Annotated in this window: 19 protein-coding genes; 11 read left to right on the top strand and 8 right to left on the bottom strand. The window is 68.2% G+C overall.

The annotated features are described in order from the left end of the window. Window positions 1-158: 158 nt before the first annotated feature. The 5 genes from AB0O71_RS09795 to AB0O71_RS09775 all read left to right on the top strand — a co-directional run bounded on the left by AB0O71_RS09795 (window position 159) and on the right by AB0O71_RS09775 (window position 3866). On the top strand, window positions 159-776 hold the full coding sequence (locus AB0O71_RS09795) for a TetR/AcrR family transcriptional regulator C-terminal domain-containing protein (RefSeq protein ID WP_363744758.1): 618 nt from the start codon (window positions 159-161) through the stop codon (window positions 774-776). Between the two features lie 49 nt (window positions 777-825). After that, window positions 826-1029: a hypothetical protein gene (locus AB0O71_RS09790; RefSeq protein ID WP_363744756.1), complete on the top strand. Its 204-nt coding sequence runs from the start codon at window positions 826-828 to the stop codon at window positions 1027-1029. After that, the gene (locus AB0O71_RS09785) at window positions 1026-1436 is read left to right on the top strand and encodes a hypothetical protein (RefSeq protein WP_363744754.1); all 411 of its coding nucleotides are present in this window, start codon (window positions 1026-1028) and stop codon (window positions 1434-1436) included. The genes AB0O71_RS09790 and AB0O71_RS09785 overlap by 4 nt, the downstream gene beginning before the upstream one ends. Before the next feature lie 510 nt (window positions 1437-1946). Then, window positions 1947-2921, top strand: a complete 975-nt coding sequence (gene bsh / locus AB0O71_RS09780) for a choloylglycine hydrolase (RefSeq protein WP_363744752.1) — start codon at window positions 1947-1949, stop codon at window positions 2919-2921. Between the two features lie 150 nt (window positions 2922-3071). Further along, window positions 3072-3866 (top strand): alpha/beta fold hydrolase, encoded by a 795-nt coding sequence (locus tag AB0O71_RS09775; RefSeq protein ID WP_363744750.1) that lies wholly within the window; start codon window positions 3072-3074, stop codon window positions 3864-3866. Between the two features lie 47 nt (window positions 3867-3913). On the opposite strand, the gene AB0O71_RS09770 is transcribed toward AB0O71_RS09775, so the two are convergent. From AB0O71_RS09770 to AB0O71_RS09750, 5 genes are read right to left on the bottom strand one after another with little or no spacing between them, the layout of a single operon-like run. Then, window positions 3914-5524 (bottom strand): ABC transporter ATP-binding protein, encoded by a 1611-nt coding sequence (locus tag AB0O71_RS09770; protein ID WP_363744747.1) that lies wholly within the window; start codon window positions 5522-5524, stop codon window positions 3914-3916. Further along, a complete protein-coding gene (locus tag AB0O71_RS09765; RefSeq protein ID WP_363744745.1) occupies window positions 5521-6441 on the bottom strand; it encodes an ABC transporter permease in 921 nt (306 codons plus the stop codon). The genes AB0O71_RS09770 and AB0O71_RS09765 overlap by 4 nt, the downstream gene beginning before the upstream one ends. Next, window positions 6438-7505: an ABC transporter permease gene (locus AB0O71_RS09760; protein ID WP_363744743.1), complete on the bottom strand. Its 1068-nt coding sequence runs from the start codon at window positions 7503-7505 to the stop codon at window positions 6438-6440. Before AB0O71_RS09760 ends, AB0O71_RS09765 begins: the two co-directional genes overlap by 4 nt. Beyond that, entirely contained in the window at window positions 7505-9151 is a 1647-nt protein-coding gene (locus tag AB0O71_RS09755; protein WP_363744741.1) for an ABC transporter substrate-binding protein, read from the bottom strand. Before AB0O71_RS09755 ends, AB0O71_RS09760 begins: the two co-directional genes overlap by 1 nt. Beyond that, the gene (locus AB0O71_RS09750; protein WP_363744739.1) at window positions 9148-10821 is read right to left on the bottom strand and encodes an amidohydrolase; all 1674 of its coding nucleotides are present in this window, start codon (window positions 10819-10821) and stop codon (window positions 9148-9150) included. The genes AB0O71_RS09755 and AB0O71_RS09750 overlap by 4 nt, the downstream gene beginning before the upstream one ends. A 166-nt stretch (window positions 10822-10987) precedes the next feature. Here AB0O71_RS09750 and AB0O71_RS09745 point away from each other — a divergent pair, with 166 nt between their 5' ends. Both AB0O71_RS09745 and AB0O71_RS09740 read left to right on the top strand, forming a co-directional pair. Further along, entirely contained in the window at window positions 10988-11659 is a 672-nt protein-coding gene (locus AB0O71_RS09745) for a helix-turn-helix domain-containing protein (RefSeq protein WP_363744737.1), read from the top strand. Between the two features lie 74 nt (window positions 11660-11733). After that, window positions 11734-13107 (top strand): M20/M25/M40 family metallo-hydrolase, encoded by a 1374-nt coding sequence (locus tag AB0O71_RS09740; RefSeq protein ID WP_363744735.1) that lies wholly within the window; start codon window positions 11734-11736, stop codon window positions 13105-13107. A 6-nt stretch (window positions 13108-13113) separates the two neighbouring features. Here the strand turns inward: AB0O71_RS09740 and AB0O71_RS09735 are convergent, their stop codons facing one another. Beyond that, window positions 13114-14286 (bottom strand): helix-turn-helix domain-containing protein, encoded by a 1173-nt coding sequence (locus AB0O71_RS09735; RefSeq protein WP_363744733.1) that lies wholly within the window; start codon window positions 14284-14286, stop codon window positions 13114-13116. 159 nt (window positions 14287-14445) lie between these two features. Between AB0O71_RS09735 and AB0O71_RS09730 the strand changes: the two genes are divergently transcribed. The 4 genes from AB0O71_RS09730 to AB0O71_RS09715 all read left to right on the top strand — a co-directional run bounded on the left by AB0O71_RS09730 (window position 14446) and on the right by AB0O71_RS09715 (window position 20530). Beyond that, the gene (locus AB0O71_RS09730; RefSeq protein ID WP_363744731.1) at window positions 14446-15777 is read left to right on the top strand and encodes an MFS transporter; all 1332 of its coding nucleotides are present in this window, start codon (window positions 14446-14448) and stop codon (window positions 15775-15777) included. An 88-nt stretch (window positions 15778-15865) separates the two neighbouring features. After that, window positions 15866-17548, top strand: coding sequence for a thiamine pyrophosphate-dependent enzyme (locus AB0O71_RS09725; RefSeq protein WP_363744729.1), 1683 nt, complete (start codon window positions 15866-15868; stop codon window positions 17546-17548). 11 nt (window positions 17549-17559) lie between these two features. Next, window positions 17560-19209, top strand: a complete 1650-nt coding sequence (locus AB0O71_RS09720; RefSeq protein WP_363744727.1) for an amidohydrolase — start codon at window positions 17560-17562, stop codon at window positions 19207-19209. Between the two features lie 55 nt (window positions 19210-19264). Continuing rightward, window positions 19265-20530 (top strand): M20 family metallo-hydrolase, encoded by a 1266-nt coding sequence (locus tag AB0O71_RS09715; RefSeq protein ID WP_363744725.1) that lies wholly within the window; start codon window positions 19265-19267, stop codon window positions 20528-20530. A gap of 51 nt (window positions 20531-20581) precedes the next feature. Here the strand turns inward: AB0O71_RS09715 and AB0O71_RS09710 are convergent, their stop codons facing one another. Both AB0O71_RS09710 and AB0O71_RS09705 read right to left on the bottom strand, forming a co-directional pair. Beyond that, window positions 20582-21856, bottom strand: a complete 1275-nt coding sequence (locus tag AB0O71_RS09710) for a hypothetical protein (protein WP_363744723.1) — start codon at window positions 21854-21856, stop codon at window positions 20582-20584. 194 nt (window positions 21857-22050) lie between these two features. Beyond that, window positions 22051-23634, bottom strand: a complete 1584-nt coding sequence (locus tag AB0O71_RS09705) for a DUF222 domain-containing protein (RefSeq protein ID WP_363744721.1) — start codon at window positions 23632-23634, stop codon at window positions 22051-22053. Between the last annotated feature and the right edge of the window lie 37 nt (window positions 23635-23671).

The raw sequence follows: 23671 nt of genomic DNA, 5'->3' as shown, positions 1-23671 counted from the left end.
AATCTCTTTCCGATTACGCGGTAAGTTGCTCTCTGCACCGCAGACGGGCATCGCGAGATAAAACATACAGCGTTTGTTTCTTGCACGCAAGAAGCATCCATCGCGTAGGCTGATTCCGGCCGAAGGAGACTCTCATCGCACGACCGTCGAAGCCCCTGTTGAACCGCGACCTCATCGCGCGCACCGCCCTCGAGCTCATCGATCGGGACGGGGTGGCGGGTGCGAGCATCCGTCGTGTGGCGGCGAAGCTGGGCGTGAATCCCGCCTCGCTCTACAATCACGTGCCAGATCGTGCCGCGATGATCGAAGACGTGCGGGCGCTCGTGTCGGCGCTGATCGACTCCCGACCTCTTCGCGAACAGCCTTGGGAGCAGGCGCTCTGGGCCTGGGCCACTTCGTACCGGCGCGCATTCGCGCATCACTCGGGGACGATTCCTCTGCTCATGGCGACGAAGGCCTCGGCCCCGGTCCTGCTGACGGAGTACGAGGACTTCGCGGTCGCGGCCGAGGAGGCGGGTTGGGGGAGCGGGGATGTCCTCCCGCTGCTCACGGCTTTCGAGTCTTTCATCCTGGGCAGCGTCCTCGACATGTCGGGACCTTCGGTAGTCTTCGATCCGACCGGCCAAGAAGAAGAATTCCCGCGCTTCGCCGCGGCCTTCGCGACGCTGGAGCATGAGGATCCCGACGATCCCGTCGCAACGCGCGCCTTCGAGATGGGCCTGCGCATGCTGATCGCTTCCGCTCGCCCCGATGCTCGCTCGACGCCGGGGGCGTAGGGCGCCGTCACATTCGCCTCGCGTCATTCGGGCTAGTCAACAAACGGCGTTGACGGTGATCCCCGCCGCGGCCCTGTCGATGCGCACCCTCGCGACCGACGCACGATTGGTCATGGCTGCGACCGTCGGCCTCGAAGTCGACAACCTGACGAGCGACGCGCTGACCCGCACCCAGATGACCGCGATCCGCGAGTCCCTGACGAGGCTCATCGATGTCCTGAGCCTCGCCTGGTCACGAAACCCCCTGGAATGACGACGAAAGCAGCACTCATGGACGGCCATGCACCCGAAGTCTCACTAACGCGGCTCACGGCGCAGCGGCTGATCTGCCTGACGCTCGCCTGGGATCAGATCCCGGAATCGATCTCCATGGAGGGCGGCCCCGACCGGATCCTCCGCGAGCCGGTGTGCGCGATCCTGGTGAAGACAGACATCGGGTGGGTCCTGCTGGACACAGGCACGGATGCCCGCGGCGTCGACCACGATCGCGGCGATCGCGATGAAGGCGAAGCCGGTGGCGATAGTCGAGCCGGTCGTGTTGGGGAACACTGTCATCGGAATCACGCAGCACACGCCCGGGAGGACACGTTCATCGCAATGTCGCCACGCGGGGCCTGTGCGCCGATCCCGAGACGCACGGGAGCGCTCGGGAGACCCTGAGGGGAACGCCTGACCTCGGGCGGCGAGGAACAGAAGACGCCGGCCTGCAGGCTGCAGGTGATCTGGGCGTTGAGGGTACAGGAGGACCAACACCGACATGGATGACGTCGAACCGCAAGGTTGAGTCTCAGCTGCTCAAGCCGCTCCGCGAAGAGTAAACTTTCGTACGTGCTCCTGGTCGGCGACCACGGCCAGACCGGCAAGTATCCGCGAGTGGCACGCAGAAGGCACGAGCAGGCAGCAAAATGATGGAAACCGCATGGTTCCGCGCTTTCCAGCCTCCGCCGGCCACAACTGGGACTTCTAAGGTGATCTTGGCCGAGCCCCGCGGAAAGGCCCTTGACCAGCGAGTCTTCGCGGGTCAAGGGCCTTTTTGTATCGCGCGTGCTGCAGGAGTTACGCGCAGCGTCTGCGGCCGACCAGTCCCCATCTACCCCGTGGCGCAACGGAGGTCGCGGACGTAGGCTGTCCGCACCATGCGGAACGGGCGGGCTCACATCGGAGGACGGCATGTGCACAGGGGCGAATTACACCACGCGGGACCACTACTTCGGTCGCAATCTCGACCTGGAGTTCTCGTACAACGAGACGGTCACCGTGACGCCGCGCAATTTCCCGTTCGCATTCCGCAGATCGGAGTCGCTGGTGTCCCATCACGCCATGATCGGGATGGCGACGATCGCCGACGGGTACCCCCTGTACTACGACGCGACGAACGAACAGGGCCTCAGCATGGCGGGTCTCAACTTCCCGGGAAACGCGGTCTACCACCTCGAGGCGCCGGGTCGGACCAACATCACTCCGTTCGAGTTCATCCCGTGGATTCTGGGGCAGTTCGAAACCGTGGGTGAGGTGAAGTCGGCGCTCGAAACGATGAACCTCATCGACATCTCGTTCAACGAGACCTTCCCGTTGTCGCCGCTGCACTGGATCATCTCTGATCGGACCGAATCGATCACTGTGGAGAGCGTCGCGGAAGGGCTGAGGGTGTACGACAACCCGGTCGGGGTGCTCACCAACAATCCTCCGTTCGACATGCAGATGTTCAACTTGAACAACTTCATGCACCTCTCCAAGCACCCGCCGGAGACGCACTTCTCAGATGAGCTGGAGTTCGATGTCTACAGTCGGGGGATGGGCGCGATCGGCCTGCCCGGCGATCTGTCGTCGGCCTCGCGATTCGTCAAAGCCGCGTTCACGAAGCTGAACTCGGTGTCCGGGGAATCGGAGTCGGAATCGATCAGTCAGTTCTTCCAGATCCTCGGATCTGTCGCCCAGCAGCGCGGATGCGTGGAGGTTTCTCCAGGCGAGTTCGAGATCACCATCTACTCCTCCTGCTGCAACACCGACACCGGCGTCTATTACTACACGACGTACGAGAACAGTCGGATCACAGCGGTGGACATGCATCGAGAAGACCTCGACGGGCGAGCGCTCATCGATTACCCGTTGACCCACGAGCAGCAGATTCTTCGGCATAACTGACAGTCGCGTTCTGCATGGGATCCGCGGTCCGCAACACGCAAAACCAGGCGCGGGGCTTGTAGATCGCGGATCGACGGCATACGGCGGCGGCTCGGAGGCGTCGAGCCCGCCCTGAAGAGCCATGATGGGCGCACCCGCCACAATAGAGGGGTGTCGATTCCGCTGATTCCCGAAATGCCAGAGCCCGTCTACGTGATGTCGGAAGAGGGGTTCCGCCTCGCCACCTACACGTGGGGCGACGACGACGCCCCCGTGGTGCTGGCTGTGCACGGCTTCGCGTCGAGCTGCCGCGACAACTGGGTGAGCACGGGCTGGGTCGGCGGCCTGCTGCGCGCGGGCTTCCGCGTGCTCGGCATCGACCAGCGCGGGCACGGCATGAGCGAGAAGCCCGTCGAGCCGCGCAACTACCAGATGCCGCTCCTGGTCTCCGACGTCGAGGCGATCCTCGACACGTACATGATCGACCCCGTGCTCTACCTCGGATACTCGCTGGGCGCGCGCGTGGGCTGGCACGTGGCGGTCGATCTCGGGGGCCGGATCGAGCGCGCCGTGCTGGGCGGCATTCCCGATGGGCGCCCGCTCGGGCGTCTCGACCTCGCGCAGGCGCGCGCCTATCTCGAGCACGGCACGCCCGTCACCGATCAGGCCACGCAGAACTACGTGAAGCTCGCCGAGCGGGTGCCCGAGAACGACCTCGCGGCGCTCATCGCACTCGCCGGCGGCATGCGGTTCGGCGATGAAGACCCCGACATGGGGCGCCCGCCGCAGCAGCAGGTGCTCGTCGCGACCGGTACCGAAGATCGCATCTTCGACGACTCGAAGCAGCTCGCCGCGCAGCTGCCGCACGGGTCGTTCGTGGGGATCGAGGGCAGGCACCACTTCAACGCGCCGGGCGCACGCGACTTCAAGCGGATCGGCATCGACTTCCTGCGCGGTGAGGCGTGACCCGCGGCGAAGCGTGACCCGCGGCGCGGCGTAGCGCGACGTACCCCCTAAGCGGCCTGCAGCCAGAGCGGTTCGGGCCGTGACGCGATCAGGCGCTGCGTGTACTCCTGCTGCGGGTCGGTGAGGATCTGCGTCGTCGTTCCGTACTCGACGACCTCGCCGCGCTGCATCACGAGGGTTTCAGCGCAGATCCGAGAGACGACGGCGAGGTCGTGCGTCACGAAGACGATGGTGAGCCCGAACTGCTCGCGCACCTCCTCGATGAGTTCGAGTACCTGCGCCTGCACCGACACGTCGAGTGCGCTCGTCGCCTCGTCGAGCACGAGCAGCTTCGGCTTCGCGGCGAGCGCTTTCGCGAGCGCGACGCGCTGCCGCTGCCCGCCCGAGAGCGCCTTCGGCCTCGCGGCGAGCTGGTCGGGCCGGATGCCGACGCGCTCCAGCAGCGCGCCGGCCGCCGACTCGGCGTCTCGACGCGTTCCCCCGGCGTGCAGGCGCACGACGTCGGCGACTGAACGGCCGATCGCGATGCGGGGGTCGAGCGAGAGATACGGATCCTGGAACACCATCTGGGTGCTGGACGCGAGTGTCCGGCGTTCGGCTCCCGAGAGCGCGCGATCGGGTCGCGTGACGCCCTCGACCACGAGCTCTCCCTCGTCGGTCTGCTCCAACCCGACCAGGATGCGCGCGAGCGTCGATTTGCCCGAGCCGGATTCGCCGACGATGCCGAGCGATCCGCCGCGCGCGAGCGAGAAGTCGACGTCGAAGAGCGCCGTCACATCGTCGCGCCCCGTCACCCGGTAGCGCTTCGTGAGCCCCGAGGCCACGATCAGCGGGGGGTCCACAGGCGCCGAAGCGCCCGCCGCACCGGTGGCAACCTCTCGCACCTCGATGCGCGGTGTCGCGGCGAGCAGCTCGCGAGTGTAAGCCTCACGAGGCGTTTGGAAGATGGACTCGGTCGCGCCCGCTTCCACCACGAGCCCGCCGCGCAGCACGACGACGCGCTCGCACAGCGATGCGGCGAGCCCGAGGTCGTGCGTGATGAACAGCATGCCCATCCCTCGTGCCGCCTGCTGCTCGCGCAGCAGTTCGACGATGCCGGCCTGGGTGGTGACGTCGAGCGCGGTGGTCGGTTCGTCGCACAGCAGCAGATCGGGTGAATCGAGCAGTGCTGCGGCGATCATCACGCGCTGCAGCATGCCGCCCGAGAGCTGGTGCGGGTACTGGTCGAGCAACGCGTCAGCACGCGGCAGCCCCACCTGTTCGAGCTGGGCGACGGCGCGCGCCGCGGCGTCGGATCGACTCAGTCCGTGCCAGCGCACCAGCGTCTCGGTCAGGAAGTCGCCGAGTGTGCGCACCGGGTTGATGCCGGCGCGGGGATCCTGAAAGATCATCGATGCACGCGTGCGGCGGATCGTGCGCAGCTGCGCCTCGCTGGCCGTCACGGTGTCGATGTCGCCGACCCGCACGGACCCGTCGAGCGACGCGTGATCGGGGAACAGGCCGAGAGCGGCGCGGGTGGTGAGCGACTTGCCCGATCCGGATTCGCCGACGAGCGCCACGGATTCGCCGGAGGCGACCGACAGCGACACCCCGTTCAGCAGTGGGCCGCGGCCGGGAACGCGCAGGGAGAGATCTGCGATGTCGAGGAGCTGGGTCATGAGAAGTTGCCTCCGATGCGGTCGGACAGTTCTTCGCCGATGATGTTGATGGCGACCACCACGAGCACGACGACCGCGGCGGGCACGAACGTGGGCAGGAGCGCCCCGCTCATGAGCGCCCCGCGGCTCTCGTTGATCATGGAGCCCCAATCGGCGGTGGGGGCCTGCACGCCGAGGCCGATGAACGACAGCGCGGCGAGGTCGGCGAGCACGTACCCGAAGTTGAGCGTCGACTGGGCGCCGACGGTCGGCACGACGTTCGGGAGCACGCGGCGCAGCGCGATCCACGATCCGCGGAACCCCAGCACCCGGTAGGCCTGCACGTAGGGGCGGGTGCGCTCCGCCACGATGAGCCCGCGCGTGAGCCGGGCGACGTAGGGAATGTACGCGATGGTCATGGCGAGCACCGGGGCGAAGAGCCCCTTGCCGAAGAGCGCGACCGCGAGAATCGCGAGCAGCATCGCCGGGAACGAGAACAGGAAGTCGAAGACGCGCGAGAGCACGGCGTCGATCCACCCACCGCGCCACGCCGCGACGAGACCGAGCAGCAGGCCCAGCACGGTCGACCCGATGACGACGATGAGCGGCCCGATGAGCGAAGTGCGCGCGCCGAACATGAGGCGCGTGAGCAGGTCTCGGCCGAGGGCATCGGTGCCGAGCCAGTGCGCCCAGCTGGGGCCCGAAAGTACGTTCTGCAGATCGACGTGGTCGGGATCGTAGGGCGCGATCAGCGTCGCGAGCGCCGCGGCGAGCACGACGACCGCGACGAAGACGAGCGATACGGTCGCCTGAATCGAGAAGCGCCTGCGACGGAGCGATTTCGGCATGGAGAGGGCGCGGGTGGCGTCGGGCGGCAGGTCCGACGACGATCCCGAGGAGGAGGGTCGTGGCGCGGCCTGGGAGGCTGAGGTGCTCATCGGGTCTCCGATCCTGCGGTGATGCGGGGGTCGATCAGCGGTTGGATGAGATCGACGATGGTGTTGATGGTGACGAAGGCGACGACCACCACGAGCACGATCGCCTGCACGACCGGGAAGTCGAGTCGGTCGACCGACTGCACGAGCAGCGACCCCATTCCGGCGAGGCCGAAGGTCTGCTCGACGATCGCGCTCGAGACGAGCAGGCCCGCGACGAGCATGCCGCTGACGAGCATGATCGGGCCGACCGCGTTGCGCAGCACGTGCCGCAGCACGACCGAAGAACGGGTGAGCCCGCGACTCGTGGCCACCTCGACGTGCTCGCGCACGAACTGCTCGTTCATCGAGGAGCGGGTGATGCGGGCGACGAGCGCGACGAAGGCGAGGCCGAGGGCGAACGAGGGGAGGATCAGGTGCACGAAGCGATCCCAGCCGGCGTCGCCGCTGCCGAACGACGGGAACCACCCGAGCTGCACGGCGAACACGGCGATGAGCAGGATCGCGATGACGAACGCGGGCATCGCGCCGAGGGCCGTCGACGTCATCAGGATCACGCGATCCGTCAGCTTGCCGCGCCGCAGACTGGCGAAGATGCCAGCCGCGAGCCCGAACAGCACGATGATCACCGCGGCGAGGGCGACGAGTTCGAGGGTGACCGGAAGGCGGGCCAGCAGCACGCTCGACACGTCGTCGCGGTACTGGAGCGAGCGCCCGAAGTCGCCGCGCACCACGCCGCTGATCCACGAGAGGTACTGCTCGATCGGCGACTTGTCGAGGCCGTACTGCTTCGTGACCTCGGCGATGGCCTCCGGGCTCGGGCTTCGTCCGCGCAGGAGGAAGCGCGCCGGGTCGCCCGGCACGACGAAGCGGGAGAAGAACACGACGAGCGAGGCGGCGAACAGGGTCGCCACCAAGCCGATCAGGCGACCCAGCACGAAGCGCGCGGTGGTCCCACCACGGCGACGTCGACTGCCGCCGCCCCCGTGCGCACCTCGGGATTCTGCGCCGTCCTCGCGCAGGCGCACGGCCCGGGTCTCGTTTACAGCAGTGCCAGCTGATTTCATCACTCCGCCTTCCCGATCGTCGCGGCCCACGGGTAGTACATGTAGTAGATCGACGGATCGACGCCGGTGATCCGGTCGCCGAGCCAGAGGGTCGTCGGTACGTCGAAGAGCGGGATCCAGGGGAGCTCCTCGCTCGAGAGACGCTGCGCCTCGGCTGCGAGGTGCGACCGCTCGAAGGCGTCGTCGGTCTGCAGCGCCTCGTTCACGATGGTGTCGAACTCGTCGTTCGACCACTGGCCGTAGTTCGAGAACTCGCCGGTGCGCAGCACCGCGTACATCTCGAGCGGGTCGGTACTCGAGAGGTACCAGCGCGTCGTCATCAGGTCGACGCCCTCGAGCGCTGTGGGGTCGGAGAACAGCAGCGTGTACGCGTTCGGGGTGCGCGTGTCGATCTCGATGTCGAGGCCGATCTCGGCGCCCGCCGATGCGACCGCTTGGGAGATGACATCGAAGGAGGCGTCGAGCGACGCAGTCGCATACGTGATCTTCGCGCCCACGGCGTCGGCCTCCTGCACGAGACGCTTGGCTTCTTCGAGGTCGTAGTCGTGGTTCGGCAGGTCCTCGAAGGCGGTCTCGGTGGCCTCGGGGTCGCCGTTGATCCACACCGATTCGGATGTGAGCGCGTCGGTCGGCGTCGCGTAGCCCTGCACGGCGGCGCGCACGAGCGCCTCGCGATCGAGCGCCATGGTCAGCGCCTGGCGCACGCGCACGTCGCCGAGCGGGCCGTCCATGTCAGACACGATGAGGCTCTGCACCGTCGCGTTCAGACCGAAGTGCACGCTGCCGGTGTCGCTCGCCCGCAGCACGTCGATGGCGTTGCTCGGGATCGTCCACGCGCCATCGATCTCGCCGGTCTGCAGCGCGTTGACGCGCGCGTTCGGATCGGTGAGGATCACGAAGGTCATCTGCTCGGCCTTGGCGCGCAGCTCGGGATCCCAGTAGTCGTCGAAGCGATCGAGCGTGATCGATTCGCCCGAGCGCCACTCGCCGAAGGAGAACGGGCCGGTGCAGTTGACCCCGGTCGACTGGTTGCCGTAATCGGCCCCGGCCGCTTCGGTGGTCGCGGCCGACTGGATGACGCCGGGGGCAGCCGACATCAGTTGATTGAACTGCGAGTCGGGCACGACGGTGCGCACGGTGACCTCGTGCTCGCCCGTCTGCTCGATCGTGTCGACGTTCTTGAACGTGTCGTACCAGAACGAGGCGACCTCGGGATCCAGGTGCCGCATCAGCGAGACGACGACGTCGTTCGGGGTCATCTCGGTGCCGTCGTGGAACTTCACGCCCTCGCGGATCGTGTAGACCCAGGTGAGCGGGTCGGGGTGCTCGAAACCGGTCGCGAGTCCGGGCGAGACCGACAGGTCGGAGTTCCAGCGGAGCAGGGAGTCGCAGACGTTCGAGAGCACCGTGTTGTCGGAGTAGTCGAACGCGTACGCCGGGTCGAGCGAGTACGGCTCGGTGCCGAGCGCCCAGGTGTACGAGTCGATCTCGCCCACGGGCGCCGGGGTGCTCGCTTCGAGTTCGAACGTGCCCGCATCCTTGCCGAGCGCGCTCTGCCCGCAGCCGACGAGACCGGCGGTGAGCAGGATCGCGGTGCCGACCGCGGCCGCTCCGTGTGCGCGACGGCGGGTCATGCTGCGGCTCACGCGGCGTCCTCCGCGCGGGAGTACACGCGCTCGCCGGCGATCCACGTCTCGTCGACGCGAGCCGTGTGCAGGTCTGCGGGGTCGAGGTCGAAGAGGTTGCGATCGAGAATGGCGAGGTCGGCGAAGTAGCCGGGCTCGATGCGGCCGGTGACGTGATCGAGGTGGTTCACCCGCGCGGTGCCGTGCGTGTAGGCGTCGAGGGCCTGCGCGAGGGTGAGCTTCTGCGACTCCGGGCCGAGCGGGGGCAGGTCGTTCTGCGGCGAGCGCCGGTTCACGGCGACGTGGATCGCCTGCACGGGGTCCGGGCTCGAGACCGACCAGTCGCTTCCCGCAGCGAGACGGGCGCCCGATGCGATGAGCTCACCGAAGGGGTAGTGGTGCTCCTCGGCGTCGTCGGCCAGGAAGGGCAGCGTGAGCGTGTCGAGCTGATCCTCATGGCACGCCCACAGCGCCTGAATATTCGCGGTCGCCTCGAGCGGGGCGAAGCGGGCCACGTCCTCCGAGCGCACCACCTGCAGGTGCGCGAGATGGTGGCGGTTGCCGCTCGCGCCGTTCTCCTGTCTGGCGTGCTCGACGGCGTCGAGCGCGTCGGTCACGGCGCGGTCGCCGAGCGCGTGGAAGTGCACCTGCATGCCCTCACGGTCGAGTGCGGCCACGAAGCGCGCCATCTCGCGCGGATCGAAGAACGAGATGCCGCGATTCTCGGTTGCGTTGCCGTGGTGATCCCGGTAGCACTCGTGCATGGCCGCGGTGAAGTTCTCGGCGACGCCGTCGACCATGACCTTCACGGAGGCGAGCGACAACTGGTCGGCGTGGCACTGGCTCGCGATCTCGTCGCGGCGGGCGAGGATCGGTCCGAGCTGGGCATCGCCGTCCTCCCGGTTCCACCACTGCGCACCGCGCACGCGCACCTTGAGCGCTCCATCGCGCGCCGCGCGCAGGTAGACCGGCACGGTGTCGGGGCTGCCCATGAACTCGCCGACTGCGGCGTCCTGCCACGCGGTGATGCCGAACGAGACGAGGTGCCGCTGCGCGGCGAGGAGCCCGGCGTACGCCTGATCGAACGTCGGCCGCGGTCGCACGGCTCCGAAGAGGCTCATCGCGCCCTCGTGGGCGGTGCCCGCGGGGGTGCCGTCGGTTTCGCGCTCGAAGCGCCCGTCGGCGGGGTCGGGCGTATTTGCGGTGATCTCTGCGAGCTCGAACGCGCGGGTGTTCGCCCACGCGCCGTGGTGGTCGCGGTTCTCGAGCAGCACCGGCCGGTCGGGCACGATCTCGTCGAGCATCTGGCGGGTGGGGGTGCCGCCCGGGAAGGCGTCCATCGACCAGCCCGCCCCCTGAATCCACTCGAGATCGGGGTGCTCGGCGGCGTACGTCGCGACTGCGGCGAGCGTGTCTGCTGCGGTTTCGCAGCCCGAGAGGTCGCAGCTCAGCAGTTCGATGCCGGCCATCACGGGGTGCACGTGCGCGTCTTGGAACCCGGCGATCAGCAGGCGGCCGGCCAGATCGATGCGGGTCTTCGCCGTCTCTGCGAGACCCGCCACCTCGTCGGCGTCAGTGGAGATGATGCGTCCGTCGGCGACGGCGACGCCTCCGTAGACGGGGGAGCTCTCGGTTCCGGTGTAGATCCATCCGTGTTCGAACACGGTGTCAGCGGTCGGGGTGTGCGTCACCGCAGCCTCCTTCGGCGTATCTTCTTCGATGCGTAGGAGTTCAAGGTATGCGCAATCGAGCGCCGAGTCAACGTCAATGACATGAGCGTTGACGTTTCGTGATCTGCGCTGGATACACTGAGTGCACGGCGAAACCGAACCGAAACACAGCTGATGATGGAGGCCGATGGTGGCGAGTGGTCCCGGTGCGAAGCGCGTGCGGCTCGATCAGTGCACCATCGTCGACGGAGTGCTCGAGCTCGCCCGCACCGAACCGACCTCGCGGGTCACGTTCAAGCGTCTCGGCGAGCATCTTGGCGTCGATGCCTCCGCGATGTACCGCCATTTCCGCAACAAGGACGAACTGGTGCGGGCCTCGCTCGACCGCATCAGCGGCTGGGCGGCGGAGGCCGGCCGCGCATCAGTCGGTACCTGGCGGGAGCGACTCGAAGTCGTGGTGACGCGCACCGCCGAGCTGAGTCTCGAGCATCCCGCGATCGGTAAAGAGGGTGCAGTCACCGACCCGGCCGGCCCTGGAGATGCATCGGCCGTCGAGTTCCTGCTCGAGATGCTCGTCGAAGCCGGGTTGAGCGGTGACGCGCTCATCCGGTTCTACGCGGCGATCTCGGGGTTCATGCTGGCGCACTCCTCGGCTATGGCGAACGAGGCCTTCCAGCGCGGCCACGCCGCCCGCGATGGATCGATTCCCTGGATCAGTACCTTCGGGCCCATCACCCTCAGCGATTATCCGCTCGTGGACGCCCACCGTGATGCGCTGCTCGCGGTCGACGGCATGGCGGTGTACCGCGCCGGCGTCTCCGCGATCCTCGATTCCGTCGAACGCGCGGTTACGGCCTGATCCTCGCCGTTCCCCGCCCGAGTAGGGTGGTAATGGTGAAGCGGGCCTGGCCCGGGAAGAGGAGGTGGCAGCCGGTGTCTGAACACGGCGAGGAATCGAGTGCTCTGATCTCGAGTGCCCCGGCGAGCGGTTCTGCTGCAGACACGATCGCGCTGCTGCGATCGCTCATCCGCGAGGCGTGCGTCAACGACGGCAGCGTCGCGTCGGGGCAGGAGATTCGCAGCGTGCGGGTGCTGCAGCGCTTCCTCGCCGACGCCGTCGCCACGGGACGCGTCGAGACGCACGTGCTCGAATCGGCTCCCGGCCGGGCCTCGCTCGTCGCTCGGCTGCGCGGAACCGACCCGGATGCCCCGTCGCTCGGGCTGCTCGGGCACCTCGATGTGGTGCCCGTCGACCCCGACGGATGGACCCGCAACCCATTCGGCGGCGATCTCATCGGCGGCGAGATCTGGGGCAGAGGCGCCGTCGACATGCTCTACCTCACCGCGGCATTCGCCTGCGTGCTGCGCGATGCCGCGCTCGCACCGGAGCCGCCGCGCGGCGACCTCGTGCTGATCGCGGTCGCCGATGAAGAGGGCGGCGGCGAGTACGGCATCCACTGGCTCGTACGGCAGCACCCAGAGACGGTGCGCGTCACCGAAGCGCTCTCCGAGTCGGGTGGCATGCGCATGGGGCGTCACGTGGCGATCGAGGTGGCCGAGAAGGGGTCTGCCGGTCGGCGTCTCATCATCCACGGCAAGCCCGGCCATGCATCGATCCCGTACGGAGCGAAGAGCGCGTCGTATCGCCTGGGAGAGGTGCTGCAGCGTCTGGGCGAGGTGATGCCCGCCGCGCAGCTCGGTCCGCTGTGGAACGCATTCGTCGGCGCGCGCATTCAGGATCCCGCGCTGGCCGAGCGACTGCGCGACCCCGTGCGCCTCGACGCCGCGCTTCCGCACCTCGGCGGCATCGCCGGATACGCCCACGCGGTTTCGCGCATCACCATGTCGCCGACGGTGTTGCGCGCTGGAATGACGCACAACGTGATTCCCGCGATGGGCACCATCGATCTCGACATCCGCACTCTTCCGGGCACCACAGACGAAGAGGTCGATCACCTGCTGCGCGTGCTGCTCGGTGAACTCGCCGACGACATCGAGATCGAGCATCTGCGGGGCTGGGCCGCCACAACCTCGCCCTCGGACACGCCGCTCTTCGCCGCGATCGAGCGCGCCGTCGAGGCGGTCGCCGATGCTCCGGTAGTGCCGATCATGGCGGCCGGTGGTTCAGACGCCCGCGTGCTGCGCGAACTCGGCATTCCCGCGTACGGCTTCGGTCTGCTGGGCCCCGACTGGAGCTACGAGCGGTATCGCGAGGGCGTGCACGGCAACGACGAGCGCATCGACGTCGAGTCGGTCACGCTGTCACTCGAGGCCTTGCAGCGGATCGTGGCCGACCGCCTCAGCTGAGCACGCTCACCCCCACCCCACGACGAGGCGCGCAGCGTGCGCCGGCACGAGAGGGTCGACGCCCGTGAGATCGGCGAAGCGGCGCAGCCGGTTGGCGAGCGTATTGCGGTGGCAGTACAGGGCTTCGGCGGCGGCTCCGATGCTGCCCGCCTCGAGGTAGGTGCGGGCGGCCTCCTCGAGTCGAGCCCGCTCAGCCGGCGTGCAGCGACCGAGCGCGTCGTTCACATCGGCGAGGATCGGCTGGCCCGAGTCGAGCAGGCTGCGGGCGGCCAGTCGCGCCCATCCGCGACTCCAGGTCATCGCCCCGGTCTCATCGGCCGTGAGCGCTCGCGCCAGCGCTGCCGCGGTGGTGGCCGCGCGACGCAGGTCGGCGACGCCCGCCTGCGCCAGGGCGACACCGACGCGCAGGTCGAGTACGCGCGCGTTGACCTCTGCCAAGCGTGATCCGGGAAGGGCGACCTGGCGCATGAACGCGATGAGGGTCTCGCCCAGGTGATGCGTGAAGACCTTGCCGCCCGCCCGCTCGAGTTCGGAGATGTGCACGCGCAGCGCGGCGATGTCGTCTCCGTCGGCGGCCACGACCTGCAGGGGAGCGGCGTCGGCGAGCCCGAGATCCGCTGCGATCGTCTGCATGCGCGCGGATCCCGGTTGCACGTCTTGGAAGAGCGCCGCGATGAGGCCCTGCCGCACCGACGCCCGCTCCTCGTTCATGCGCTGCAATTCGGCGAGATACGCCGCTTCGGTCTGGTGCACGTAGTCATCGACGGTGCGCAGCACGATGTTGGTGTGCCGCACGATGAGCTCGGCGTCTTCGACGGTCGCCGCCCGAGTGAGCGCCTCCCAGAGCACGGTGAAGTCGTGCCGAATGGCCGTCATCAGCGATGTGAGCGGAATACCGGCTCGTGCGCGAGAGACGCCGACGTCGGTCGCAACGGCCACAGGCGCGGTGAACCCGCCAGCGCGCAGACCCTCGATCAGGGAGACGAACGAGAGCGTGCCGGTGCGCCGCAGTTCCGAGATGGGAATGGGCGCCGGGTCGTAGCCTGGTACCGTCCCCACCTGCGCGAGGAACCGATCGGTGAGCGACTCAGGGTCGAGCTCTGCGAGCAGTTCGAGCCATCGATCCCGGTCGTCTGGAGTCGGGGTGTCGCTGAGTGCGTCGGCCGATCGAGCATCCATTCCTTCAGTGTATGTGCACATGCACTGAAATCTTGCCGTGTTCGGGGGCGATATGGCACTCATGGTGTGCGGATTCCCTGCGATGATCGAGTACCGACGCCCGCGCAAACGCGCGCGAGCTGCACCTCACGGATCCCGCATCCTCGACGGAGAGAACGCATGAGCGAGACAACCCACACGGCATCGATCGAATACGGTGCCACGCAAGAACTGAGCGTCAAAGACGCGAACAAGGTCGCAGTCGGAGCCCTGATCGGCACCGCGCTCGAATGGTACGACTTCTTCCTGTTCAGCGCCGCTGCCGCGCTGGTCTTCAACGTCCAGTACTTCACGAGCGAGAACGCCACGGCAGCGGCGCTCGCATCGTTCGCCACCTTCGGCGTCGGCTTGGCCGCCCGCCCCATCGGCGGCATCATCTTCGGCCGCATGGGCGACAGCATCGGCCGCCGCAAGGTGCTGATGATCACGATCGTCGGCATCGGCATCGTCACCGGCCTCATCGGCCTGCTGCCGACCTACGCCGCCATCGGCATCGCCGCCCCGATCCTGCTCGTGCTGCTGCGCGTGCTCCAGGGCCTCTTCGTCGGCGGCGAGTGGTCGGGCGCCATGACCATCGTGGTCGAGAACGCCCCGCTGCACCTCCGTGCCCGGTACGCGGCCATTCCGCAGATCGGTTCGCCCATCGGCACGATCCTCTCCTCAGGCGGCTTCTTCGTGATGACGCTCATCCTGTCGCAGGAGAGCTTCAGCTCCTGGGGCTGGCGCATCCCGTTCCTCATCGCGTTCCCGCTGCTGATCGTCGCGGTCTACATTCGCTCGAAGCTCGAGGAATCGCCGGTGTTCCGTCAGCTCGAAGAGTCGGGCGAGATCGACAAGACGCCCGTCGCCAGCACGTTCAAGCACAGCTGGAGGCAAATCATCGTCGGCATGGCCGCCGCTCTGCTCGGCGTCGGCGGGTTCTACCTCGTCACCGCATTCTGCGTGTACTACGGCGTGAACGTGCTCGGCTATGAATCGTCGCTGATGCTGCTCGGCAGCATGGTCGCGGCCTTCGTCGAGATTTTCGTGCTGCTCTGGGGCGGTGCCCTCGGTGCGAAGTACGGCGCGAGCAAGGTGATTCTCTGGGGCGGTGTCACGTCGGCCATCGTCGCGATTCCGGCGTTCCTGATGCTCACCTCGGGCAACCCGGTGCTCGTGGTCCTCTCGATGACGCTCGCCGTCGCCGCCCTGTCGCTGCCGTATGCGGCCTCCGGCACCGTGCTCACCGGGCTGTTCCCGGCGAAGACGCGCTACACCGGCGTGGGCTTGGCGCAGAACACCGCAGGCATGCTCTCGGGCTTCATCCCGCTGCTCGCAACCGGCTTCGTCGCCGCTGCCGCCGATCACTGGTGGCCCGCCGCCGCAATGCTCATCTTCCTGAGCCTCTTCTCGGCATTCGCTGGTGCTGTTGCGCCTCGCCTGAGTGTGAACCTGCCCGGTTTCAAGCACTGATCGATCGGGCCGGTGCGGATCCTCGTTTCGGGGATCCGCACCGGCCCTTCTCGTTTCATCCCGTCGTTCCCCGGAAGGATCGCACCACATGTCACAGTCTGCCGGCCATCTCATCGTCCGCACCCTCGAAGCGCACGGCGTGCAGCGCGTGTACGCCGTGCCCGGCGAGAGCTATCTCGATGTGCTCGACGGACTGCACGATTCGTCGATCGACACGGTCGTCTGCAGGCAGGAGGGCGGCGCGGGCTTCATGGCCCTCACCGAGGGGCGCCTCACCGGGCGTCCCGGCATCGCGATGGTGACGCGCGGCCCGGGCGCTGCAAACGCGATGATCGCGATTCATACGGCCTGGCAGGATGCGACGGCGCTGGTGCTCTTCGTGGGTCTCATCCCGGTCGCCGACCGCGAGCGCGACTCCTTCCAGGAGTTCAGCCTGACGGGGTGGTTCGGGTCGACGGCGAAGCGGGTGATGACGATCGACGATGCGGATCGCGCCGGCGAACTCGTGGCAGAGGCCATGCGCACGGCGGCTGCGGGTCGCCCCGGCCCCGTCGTCATCGGTCTGCCCGAGGACGTGCTGGTGGAGCTGACCGATGCGGCACCGAGCGCCCCCACCCCGGTGCCCGACCCGCAGCCCTCCGCCGCGGAGATCACGGCGCTCACCGAACGACTGGCCCGTGCCGAGCGCCCCGCGATCGTCGCCGGCGGCGACGGCTGGCACGGCGGCGCGGGGCGCGCGCTGCTCGAGTTCGCCGTCGGAGCGGGCGTTCCCGTTTTCACCGACTGGCGCGCCTACGATGCGGTGCCGCACGAGGGCCCGGCCTGGGCGGGTTGGCTCGGATACGGCCGCGCCGACGCGGTCGCCGAAGGGTATGCGGCGGCAGACCTGCTCGTGCTGGTCGGGTGCGGCCGATCCGACGTGATGAGCGATGGGTACCGCCTCGGGTTCGAAGCCGAGACCGTGCTCGTGACGATGGACCCGGAGGCCACGATGCACGCCGGTCGCATCGACCAGCAGGTGCTGGCGGCCCCGGCCGCGTTCGTCGGTGCGCTCGAGACCGTCGACGTCGCGGCGGCGCGCGGATCCCGTGACGCCGAGTGGATGCGCGGGCGCGCCGAGGCGCAGCAGCGATTCGCGGCGCACCGCCCGGATGCGTCGGTGCCCGGTGTCGCCGGCGCCTCCGGGATTCCGGCGGAGACGGAGCACCCCGGCGTCGACCTCGGAGTCGCGTTTGGCGAGCTCGACGACCGCCTCGAGGGCCAGGCAGTCTTGACGTTCGGCGCGGGCAATGCGACGATCTGGGCGCACCGTTTCGTCAGGCACCTCACCCCCGCGAGTCTGGTCGGCGCGCGCAACGGGGCCATGGGCCTCGCGGTGCCCGCGGCCGTTGCGGCATCGCTCGCGTTTCCCGATCGACGCGCGGTCGCGGTCTGCGGCGACGGCGACTTCATGATGAACGGGCAGGAACTCGCCACCGCCTTCGCGCACGGCGGCAAGCCGCTGGTGATCGTGGTCGACAACGGCGTCTACGGCACGATCGTGCAGCACCAGGAGAAGCACTACCCCGGGCGCCCATCGGGCACGCGTATGGCCAACCCCGACTTCGCCGAGTGGATGCGCGCCTTCGGCGGGCACGGCGAGCGCGTCGAGCGCACTGAAGACTTCACCGAAGCGCTCGATCGTGCGCTCGCAGCCGACGGCCCCGCGCTGATCCACGTACTCATCGACGACACCGTCATGCCACCCGCCGCCAGCGAGATCTCAGCCTGAGGAGAAACACCATGCAACTCGACCTGATCCTCACCGCCCGCGAGATCCTCACGATGGATCCCGCACGCCCCTCGGCCACCTCCGTCGGCGTCATCAACGGTCGCATCGTCGGCTTCGACGATGAGATCGCCGGTCTCGATGCCGACGTGATGCACGACTTCGGCGACGCGTGCGTCACCCCCGGGCTGATCGATGCGCACTGCCACACCGCGTGGTGGGGCCTCGGGCTCGCGTCGATCGATCTCAGCACCACCCGCGGGCTCGACGCGCTGTACGCCCAGATCTCGGCCGAGGTGAAGCGCCTCGACGCACTCGGCGATGCCGACGCCTGGGTGCACGGCACGGGCTTCAACCAGGCGCACCACGGCGGGGCGTTCCCGGATATCGCGCGTCTCGACGAGATCACGGGCGATCGCCCGCTCTACCTGCGCCACACGTCAGGCCATGCGTCGATCACGAACAGCGCCACGCTCCGCCTCGTCGGCGCGCTCGGGTCCGACTTCGAGAACCCGACCGGCGGCGTCGTCGTGCGAGACCCGCAGGGCGCGCCCACCGGTCTGCTCGAAGAAGCCGCGCAGGGGCTCGTCCAGGCGCTGCTGCTGCCCTACTCGACCGAGCGCCTCGTCGAGGCTCTCGAAGCGGCGACCAGCCGGTACGCCGCGCAGGGGATCACGAGCTTCACCGAAGCCGGGATCGGCGGGGGATGGATCGGCCACAGCCCCATCGAAGTCGCGGCCTACCAGGCGGCGTCCGAGCGGGGCCGGTTGCACGCGCGCGCGCAGCTGATGCCCGCGATCGACGCGCTCCGGCCGCTCACCGGGCACGCCTCCGACTTCGCCCGCGAAGGTGCAGGGGCGGGGCTCGACCTCGGCATCCGCACAGGTTTCGGCGATGACGTCGTGCGCTTCGGGCACGTCAAGGTCTTCCTCGATGGCTCACTGCTCGGCGCCACCGCGGCCGTGACCGAGGACTACTGCGGGCACGAGCACAACACCGGCTACCTGCTCGACGAGCCGGAGGTCTACCGCGAGCGGGCTCTCGGGGCCTACCGCGCGGGGTGGCCGCTCGCGCTGCACGCCATCGGCGACGCAGCGATCGATCTCGCGCTCGATCTCATCGAGGAGGCGCAGGATCGCTACGGCCGTCGCGACGTTCCGTGCCGCATCGAGCACTTCGGCATCGCCCGGCCCGATCAGGTGGAGCGCGCCGGACGACTTCGGGTTGCGGTCACGCCACAGGCCGGGTTCATCAGCGCCTTCGGCGATCAGATGGCGGATCGCGTGGGCCGCGACCGCGCGGACTGGCTGTACCGCGGGCGCTCGGTGATCGACGCCGGCATCATCCTCACCGGCTCCTCAGACCTGCCCGTCGCCGATAACAATCTGCGTCGCGGCATGCAGGCGGCCGTTGATCGTCGCACGGAGAACGACACCGTACTCGGCGCGGCTGAGGCCATCTCTCCGGAGGAAGCTCTGCGCACGCACACCGAGTGGGCGGCACGCGCGACGGGGCAGCTCGCCGACAAGGGCACGCTCGAGCGCGGCAAGCTCGCCGACTTCACCGTGTTCTCCGCTTCGCCGCTGTCGGCCCCCAGTATCGCCGACCTCGACATCGTCGCGACCGTGCTCGGCGGCTCGCTGAGCTACGACTCGCGATCCTGAGTTCTCGCCCCCGGCTCCCCAGCACTCGCACTCGCACTCGCACGTAAGGACGAACATGACGCAGCACCTCGATGACGCATTCCTCGCCGACTGGGCCGTGCACTCGCGCTTCGGCGCCGTGCCCGGCACGAACGGCGTCGACCGGCAGGCCGCGACCGCAGCGGACGGCGAGCAGCGCGCCTGGTTCGCGCAGTTGCTCGAGCAGCACGGGTTCACGGTTGAGCGCGACTCAGCCGGGAATCAGTTCGGGCTGTTGGAGCTGGTGCCCGGCGCGCCCTACGTGCTGACCGGATCGCACCTCGACTCCCAGCCGACCGCCGGCCGCTTTGACGGCGCGTTCGGAGTGATGGCGTCGGCGCACGCCTGCTTCCGCGTTGCTGACGAGCTCCGAGCCGATCCTGCGGCCGCCCGCGTGAACCTCGCGGTCGTCAACTGGTTCAACGAGGAGGGGTCGCGCTTCAAGCCCTCAATGATGGGCAGTTCGGTATTCACGGGCAAGATGCCGCTCGACGCAGCACTCGCGACGACCGATCCGCGCGGGGTGACGGTCGGCGACGCCCTCGATGCGATCGGTGAACGGGGCGCCGGTGACGTATTCGGAGGCGACTCGGGCCGCGAGGTCGCCTCGTACGCTGAGATTCACGTGCAGCAGGGTCGGAGCATGGAGGAGGACGGCGTCACGATCGGTCTCGTGAACGCGACGTGGGCGGCGCACAAGTTCGAATTCACCGTGACCGGGGCGCAGGCGCACAGCGGGTCGACGCTGATGGTCGACCGGCGCGACGCCCTGCTCGGTGCGGCCAGGCTCGTCGTGGCCGCGCGCGAGCTCGTCGACGAGTTCGAGCCGGGCGCGCTGCACACCGCCTGCGGCGAGCTGAACGTGTACCCGAATTCCCCCGTGGTCGTCGCGAGCGAGGTGCAGCTGCTCCTCGACCTGCGCTCGCCGAGCGCCGACGTGATTCGCGCGGCGCACGCATCGCTGCAGCGCACGATCGAGCGGGTGCAGCGGGAGGATCGCGTTGAGATCACGGTTACGGCCGAGCACAGTTGGGATCAGAACCCGTACCCCGAGGCCGGCGTCGAGCTCGCCCGCGAGGTCGCCGAGGAGCTCGGTCTCACCCACGATCGCGTCATGACGGTCGCCGGGCACGACTCGACGAACATGAAGGACACGGTACCGACCGTCATGCTCTTCGTGCCGAGCGTCGCGGGCATCTCCCACAGCCTCGACGAGTTCACGGAGGAGGCCGACCTCGTTGCGGGCGTCGACCATCTCACCGGCGTCGTGCGTCGGCTCGCCGGTGGCGCGCTGCTCGATTGAGGTCGTTGGGGTCGATTCCCCGTTCTGCAATGGCCCGGATCTGGGCCCGGCTCAGCTCCAGGTGAAGAGCTCGCGGGGGTGCGTGAGGCGCCAGCCGTAGTCGGGCGTGGTGATCGCGGCACCCGTGACGACGTCGAAGGCGCGCTCGTCGGATTCAGTGGGGCCCGAGAGGTGCAGCACGCCCACCACCCGACCGGCTTCGGCATCGGCCCCCGTGAGTCCGGCATCCGGCGCGCCCGCCTCGGAGAACCCGCCCGTCTCCAGGGTGACCGTTCGCTCTGCGGCTTCGCCGGGGAGGAGCACGACTTCGGCGCCGTCGCCCGATATCAGGATCGGGATCTCGACGCCGTCAACTGTTCTGACCGTGCCGACCCGCTCGTCGTGCGCGACGATCTGTGTGCGGGCGGGCGCGGCGTCCAGAGCAGAGAACATGCTGAGGCTCGCGCTCAGGCGATCCTCGGCCGTCGCCCGGCCCAGTACCACCGAGAGCTGCACGACCTCGCGACCCAGTGCATCGCTCGTGCGCGCCGCAGCAAGATTGTAGCCCGCGACGTTCGTGAGCCCGGTCTTCAGGCCGATCACGCCATCGATCGCGCTGTGGAGCGGATTCGTGCTTTCAACGATGCCGATGCCCCACGGGAGTGTGACCTGCGGCAACGCGACGATCTCCGCGACCGTCTCGTTTTCGAGTGCGATGCGCGCGATGCGCAGCACGTCGGCTGCGGAGGCCGCATTGCGCTCGTCCATGCCGGTCGGCTCGAAGAGTGAGAGCGAAGCGAGACCTTCGCGATCCTGCCAAGCGCGGACTGCCGTGAGAAAGGCATCGTTGTCGTCAAACACCGAGTAGGCGTATGCCGCAGTGAAGTCGTTCGCAGACGGTACGAGAGCGAGTTGCAGCATCTCGCGCGTGGTCACTTCGGTGCCGACCGGAATGGGGAACGCCACCCCATCATCGGCGATGTACGCTGCTTGTCGCGCTGCGTCTTCGGCCGTCCACACATGCAGCGGTCCGTCGGCGCCCGCGTTCACGGGCTGAGCGTCGAGCGCAACGAGTACGGTGACCAGCTTTGAGATGCTCGCGATCGGCGCCGGCGCCTCGGAGTTCGTCCAGAGCTCGTCGTTGTGCAGCCATCCGATCGCGGTCGGCTCGGTCTCGAGGTCGACCGCTCGTTGCACCTCGGCGTCGTCGGCCGAGATGGCGACCGTCACGGGCTCGTCCAGCATCACCACCGGTTCTGGCAGGGGAGCGATGGCGCACAGGATCGCGTAGCTCGCCGCAAGGAGAACGGTGAGAGATCCCGCGCCGACCCCGATGATTCGACCCACGCCGCGGCGGCGTCCGGAAGCGGACCGGGGTGCGGTGTCGGATCGGCGGCCGGAATCGGGCCGGGGCGCGGTGTCGGACCGGGGTGCGAATTCTGGGTCGGGCTCCGAAGGAGTGCTCGGGGCGGTGTGCGGGCTCACTCGATCCACATTAGATGCAGGCTCAGGATATTGGCGCGTTGAACCTCTTCCCGTTGTCAGAACGGATGTCGACCTTCATCGCGCACGTGCTCGCTGCGAGTCTCGCGCTCGCTGCGAGTCTCGCGCTCGCTGCGAGTCTCGCGCTCGCTGCCGACCCTGTGTTCGCCACCATCTGCGTATTCGGTCCGGTGCGGCTGACCCGGTGGCCCGGTTCGTGCAAATCTCACGCGACTCGGTGGTCTGTCGATATACAGCCGCCCGGTCGGACTGGTCCAGTGCAGGTCGCCGTCGTCTCTGTGGCGTACGGTCCAATCGGAGTGATGCTTGAGTACGTGATGGCCACGACACAGGTGTGCCAGATTCGACGTCGAGGTTGGCCCGCCCAGTGCCGCGTCGATGGTGTGGTCGAGATCGCATCGCGAGATTGGCACTCGGCACCCCGGGAAGCGGCAATGCTGATCGCGCGCCCCGAGTTGACGCTTCATCTCTTCGCTCGGACGGTACCGATCGACCGCGAGAACTGCCCCTGACTCGGCGTCTACCGCGACCCGCTCCCACACCTCGGTCGTCTCGGCGATGGCTCGGGCTGAATCGAGCGCGATCGGGCCGGCACCCACCAGTTCTGCCACCGGCGCGTCGCTCGCCTGTGGGTGCAGCGCTCGCGATGTCAGCGCAGTGATGGGAACGATCACTTGCACGCGAGCACGCAGCGCTTCACTGCTGGAGCACGACGCGAGAGCGGTCGCATCGGCTCCGAGCAGGAGCTCCACGAGTGCATCGGCTCGGATCTCATCACGCACGCGACGCACGGGCGCATCACCTGCAATCGGCTCGATCCGCTCAGCCGCTTCAGTGCGCTCAGCCGGTTCAGCGCTTTCATCCGGCTCGAGGCTCTTGGCCGGTTCAGCCCGCTCAGCCCGTTCGACCTCCCGAGCGATCCGCGTGAGCCGGTCGTGTATCGCGTACGCCTCTGCGGTCGGCAGGTAGGCGCGCAGATCGGACATTCCGTCCTCGCGTTCCTGCACGATCACTCGACGCCTGCGCTCCTCTTCCCGATGCTGCTCGTCGAGGGTGTCGGCGGCGTACTGCTCGGCGATCCTGCGAGCGATGGGACGGAGGCGATTCGGCGACTCCCGACGCGCATACGGCAGCACCTCTGCCTGATACGCCTCCCGGCGGGCAACGACTTCGGGCGATGATCCCACCCCGATGCGCCGCCCGGCATCTGCGATGATCCGTGCATGCGCAGCTGAAATCTCCGCAGCGGAGAGCGTCTCGTGGGTGGTCTCGTAGTCGCACCGCAACGACCACGCCGCGTCCATCTGCGCCTCCGCAGCTCGCTCGCTCATATTCAAGGTCGTGGCGAGCTCAGCACGCACCGAGCGGTAGGCGAGCTCGGTATTCCCTGAACTCGCGGAGTCGGTCGCCATCTGCACGGCGATGGCCATGAGCTCGAATCGGAACGCGTCGAGTGCGCGTTGGCGGTACTCCATCTGCTCGATGAGATTGACGACCTGACGGAGTGACAGGCTCGCGTCAGTGCTCGCGTCAGTGCTCGCGTCAGTGCTCGCGTCAAGGCTCGCATCAGCGCGCTCGTCTGGCGACTCCGCCGGGGCGGTGCCGATCGATAGGGAGAACATGAAGCTAGTCAACCAATGACCACCGACATTCATGAGC

It is taken from the genome of Leucobacter sp. NPDC077196 (assembly GCF_040687075.1).
Lineage (GTDB): Bacteria > Actinomycetota > Actinomycetes > Actinomycetales > Microbacteriaceae > Leucobacter.
This window is presented reverse-complemented; position numbering and strand designations above follow the sequence as displayed.

Excerpts from the sequence above, each read along its gene's own strand:
- AB0O71_RS09785 (WP_363744754.1), top strand. The coding sequence starts at position 1,026 with ATGACGACGAAAGCAGCACTCATGGACGGCCATGCACCCGAAGTCTCA.
- bsh (WP_363744752.1), top strand. The coding sequence starts at position 1,947 with ATGTGCACAGGGGCGAATTACACCACGCGGGACCACTACTTCGGTCGC.
- AB0O71_RS09770 (WP_363744747.1), bottom strand. The coding sequence starts at position 5,524 with ATGACCCAGCTCCTCGACATCGCAGATCTCTCCCTGCGCGTTCCCGGC.
- AB0O71_RS09765 (WP_363744745.1), bottom strand. The coding sequence starts at position 6,441 with ATGAGCACCTCAGCCTCCCAGGCCGCGCCACGACCCTCCTCCTCGGGA.
- AB0O71_RS09760 (WP_363744743.1), bottom strand. The coding sequence starts at position 7,505 with ATGAAATCAGCTGGCACTGCTGTAAACGAGACCCGGGCCGTGCGCCTG.
- AB0O71_RS09745 (WP_363744737.1), top strand. The coding sequence starts at position 10,988 with ATGGTGGCGAGTGGTCCCGGTGCGAAGCGCGTGCGGCTCGATCAGTGC.
- AB0O71_RS09735 (WP_363744733.1), bottom strand. The coding sequence starts at position 14,286 with ATGGATGCTCGATCGGCCGACGCACTCAGCGACACCCCGACTCCAGAC.
- AB0O71_RS09730 (WP_363744731.1), top strand. The coding sequence starts at position 14,446 with ATGAGCGAGACAACCCACACGGCATCGATCGAATACGGTGCCACGCAA.
- AB0O71_RS09725 (WP_363744729.1), top strand. The coding sequence starts at position 15,866 with ATGTCACAGTCTGCCGGCCATCTCATCGTCCGCACCCTCGAAGCGCAC.
- AB0O71_RS09720 (WP_363744727.1), top strand. The coding sequence starts at position 17,560 with ATGCAACTCGACCTGATCCTCACCGCCCGCGAGATCCTCACGATGGAT.
- AB0O71_RS09715 (WP_363744725.1), top strand. The coding sequence starts at position 19,265 with ATGACGCAGCACCTCGATGACGCATTCCTCGCCGACTGGGCCGTGCAC.
- AB0O71_RS09705 (WP_363744721.1), bottom strand. The coding sequence starts at position 23,634 with ATGTTCTCCCTATCGATCGGCACCGCCCCGGCGGAGTCGCCAGACGAG.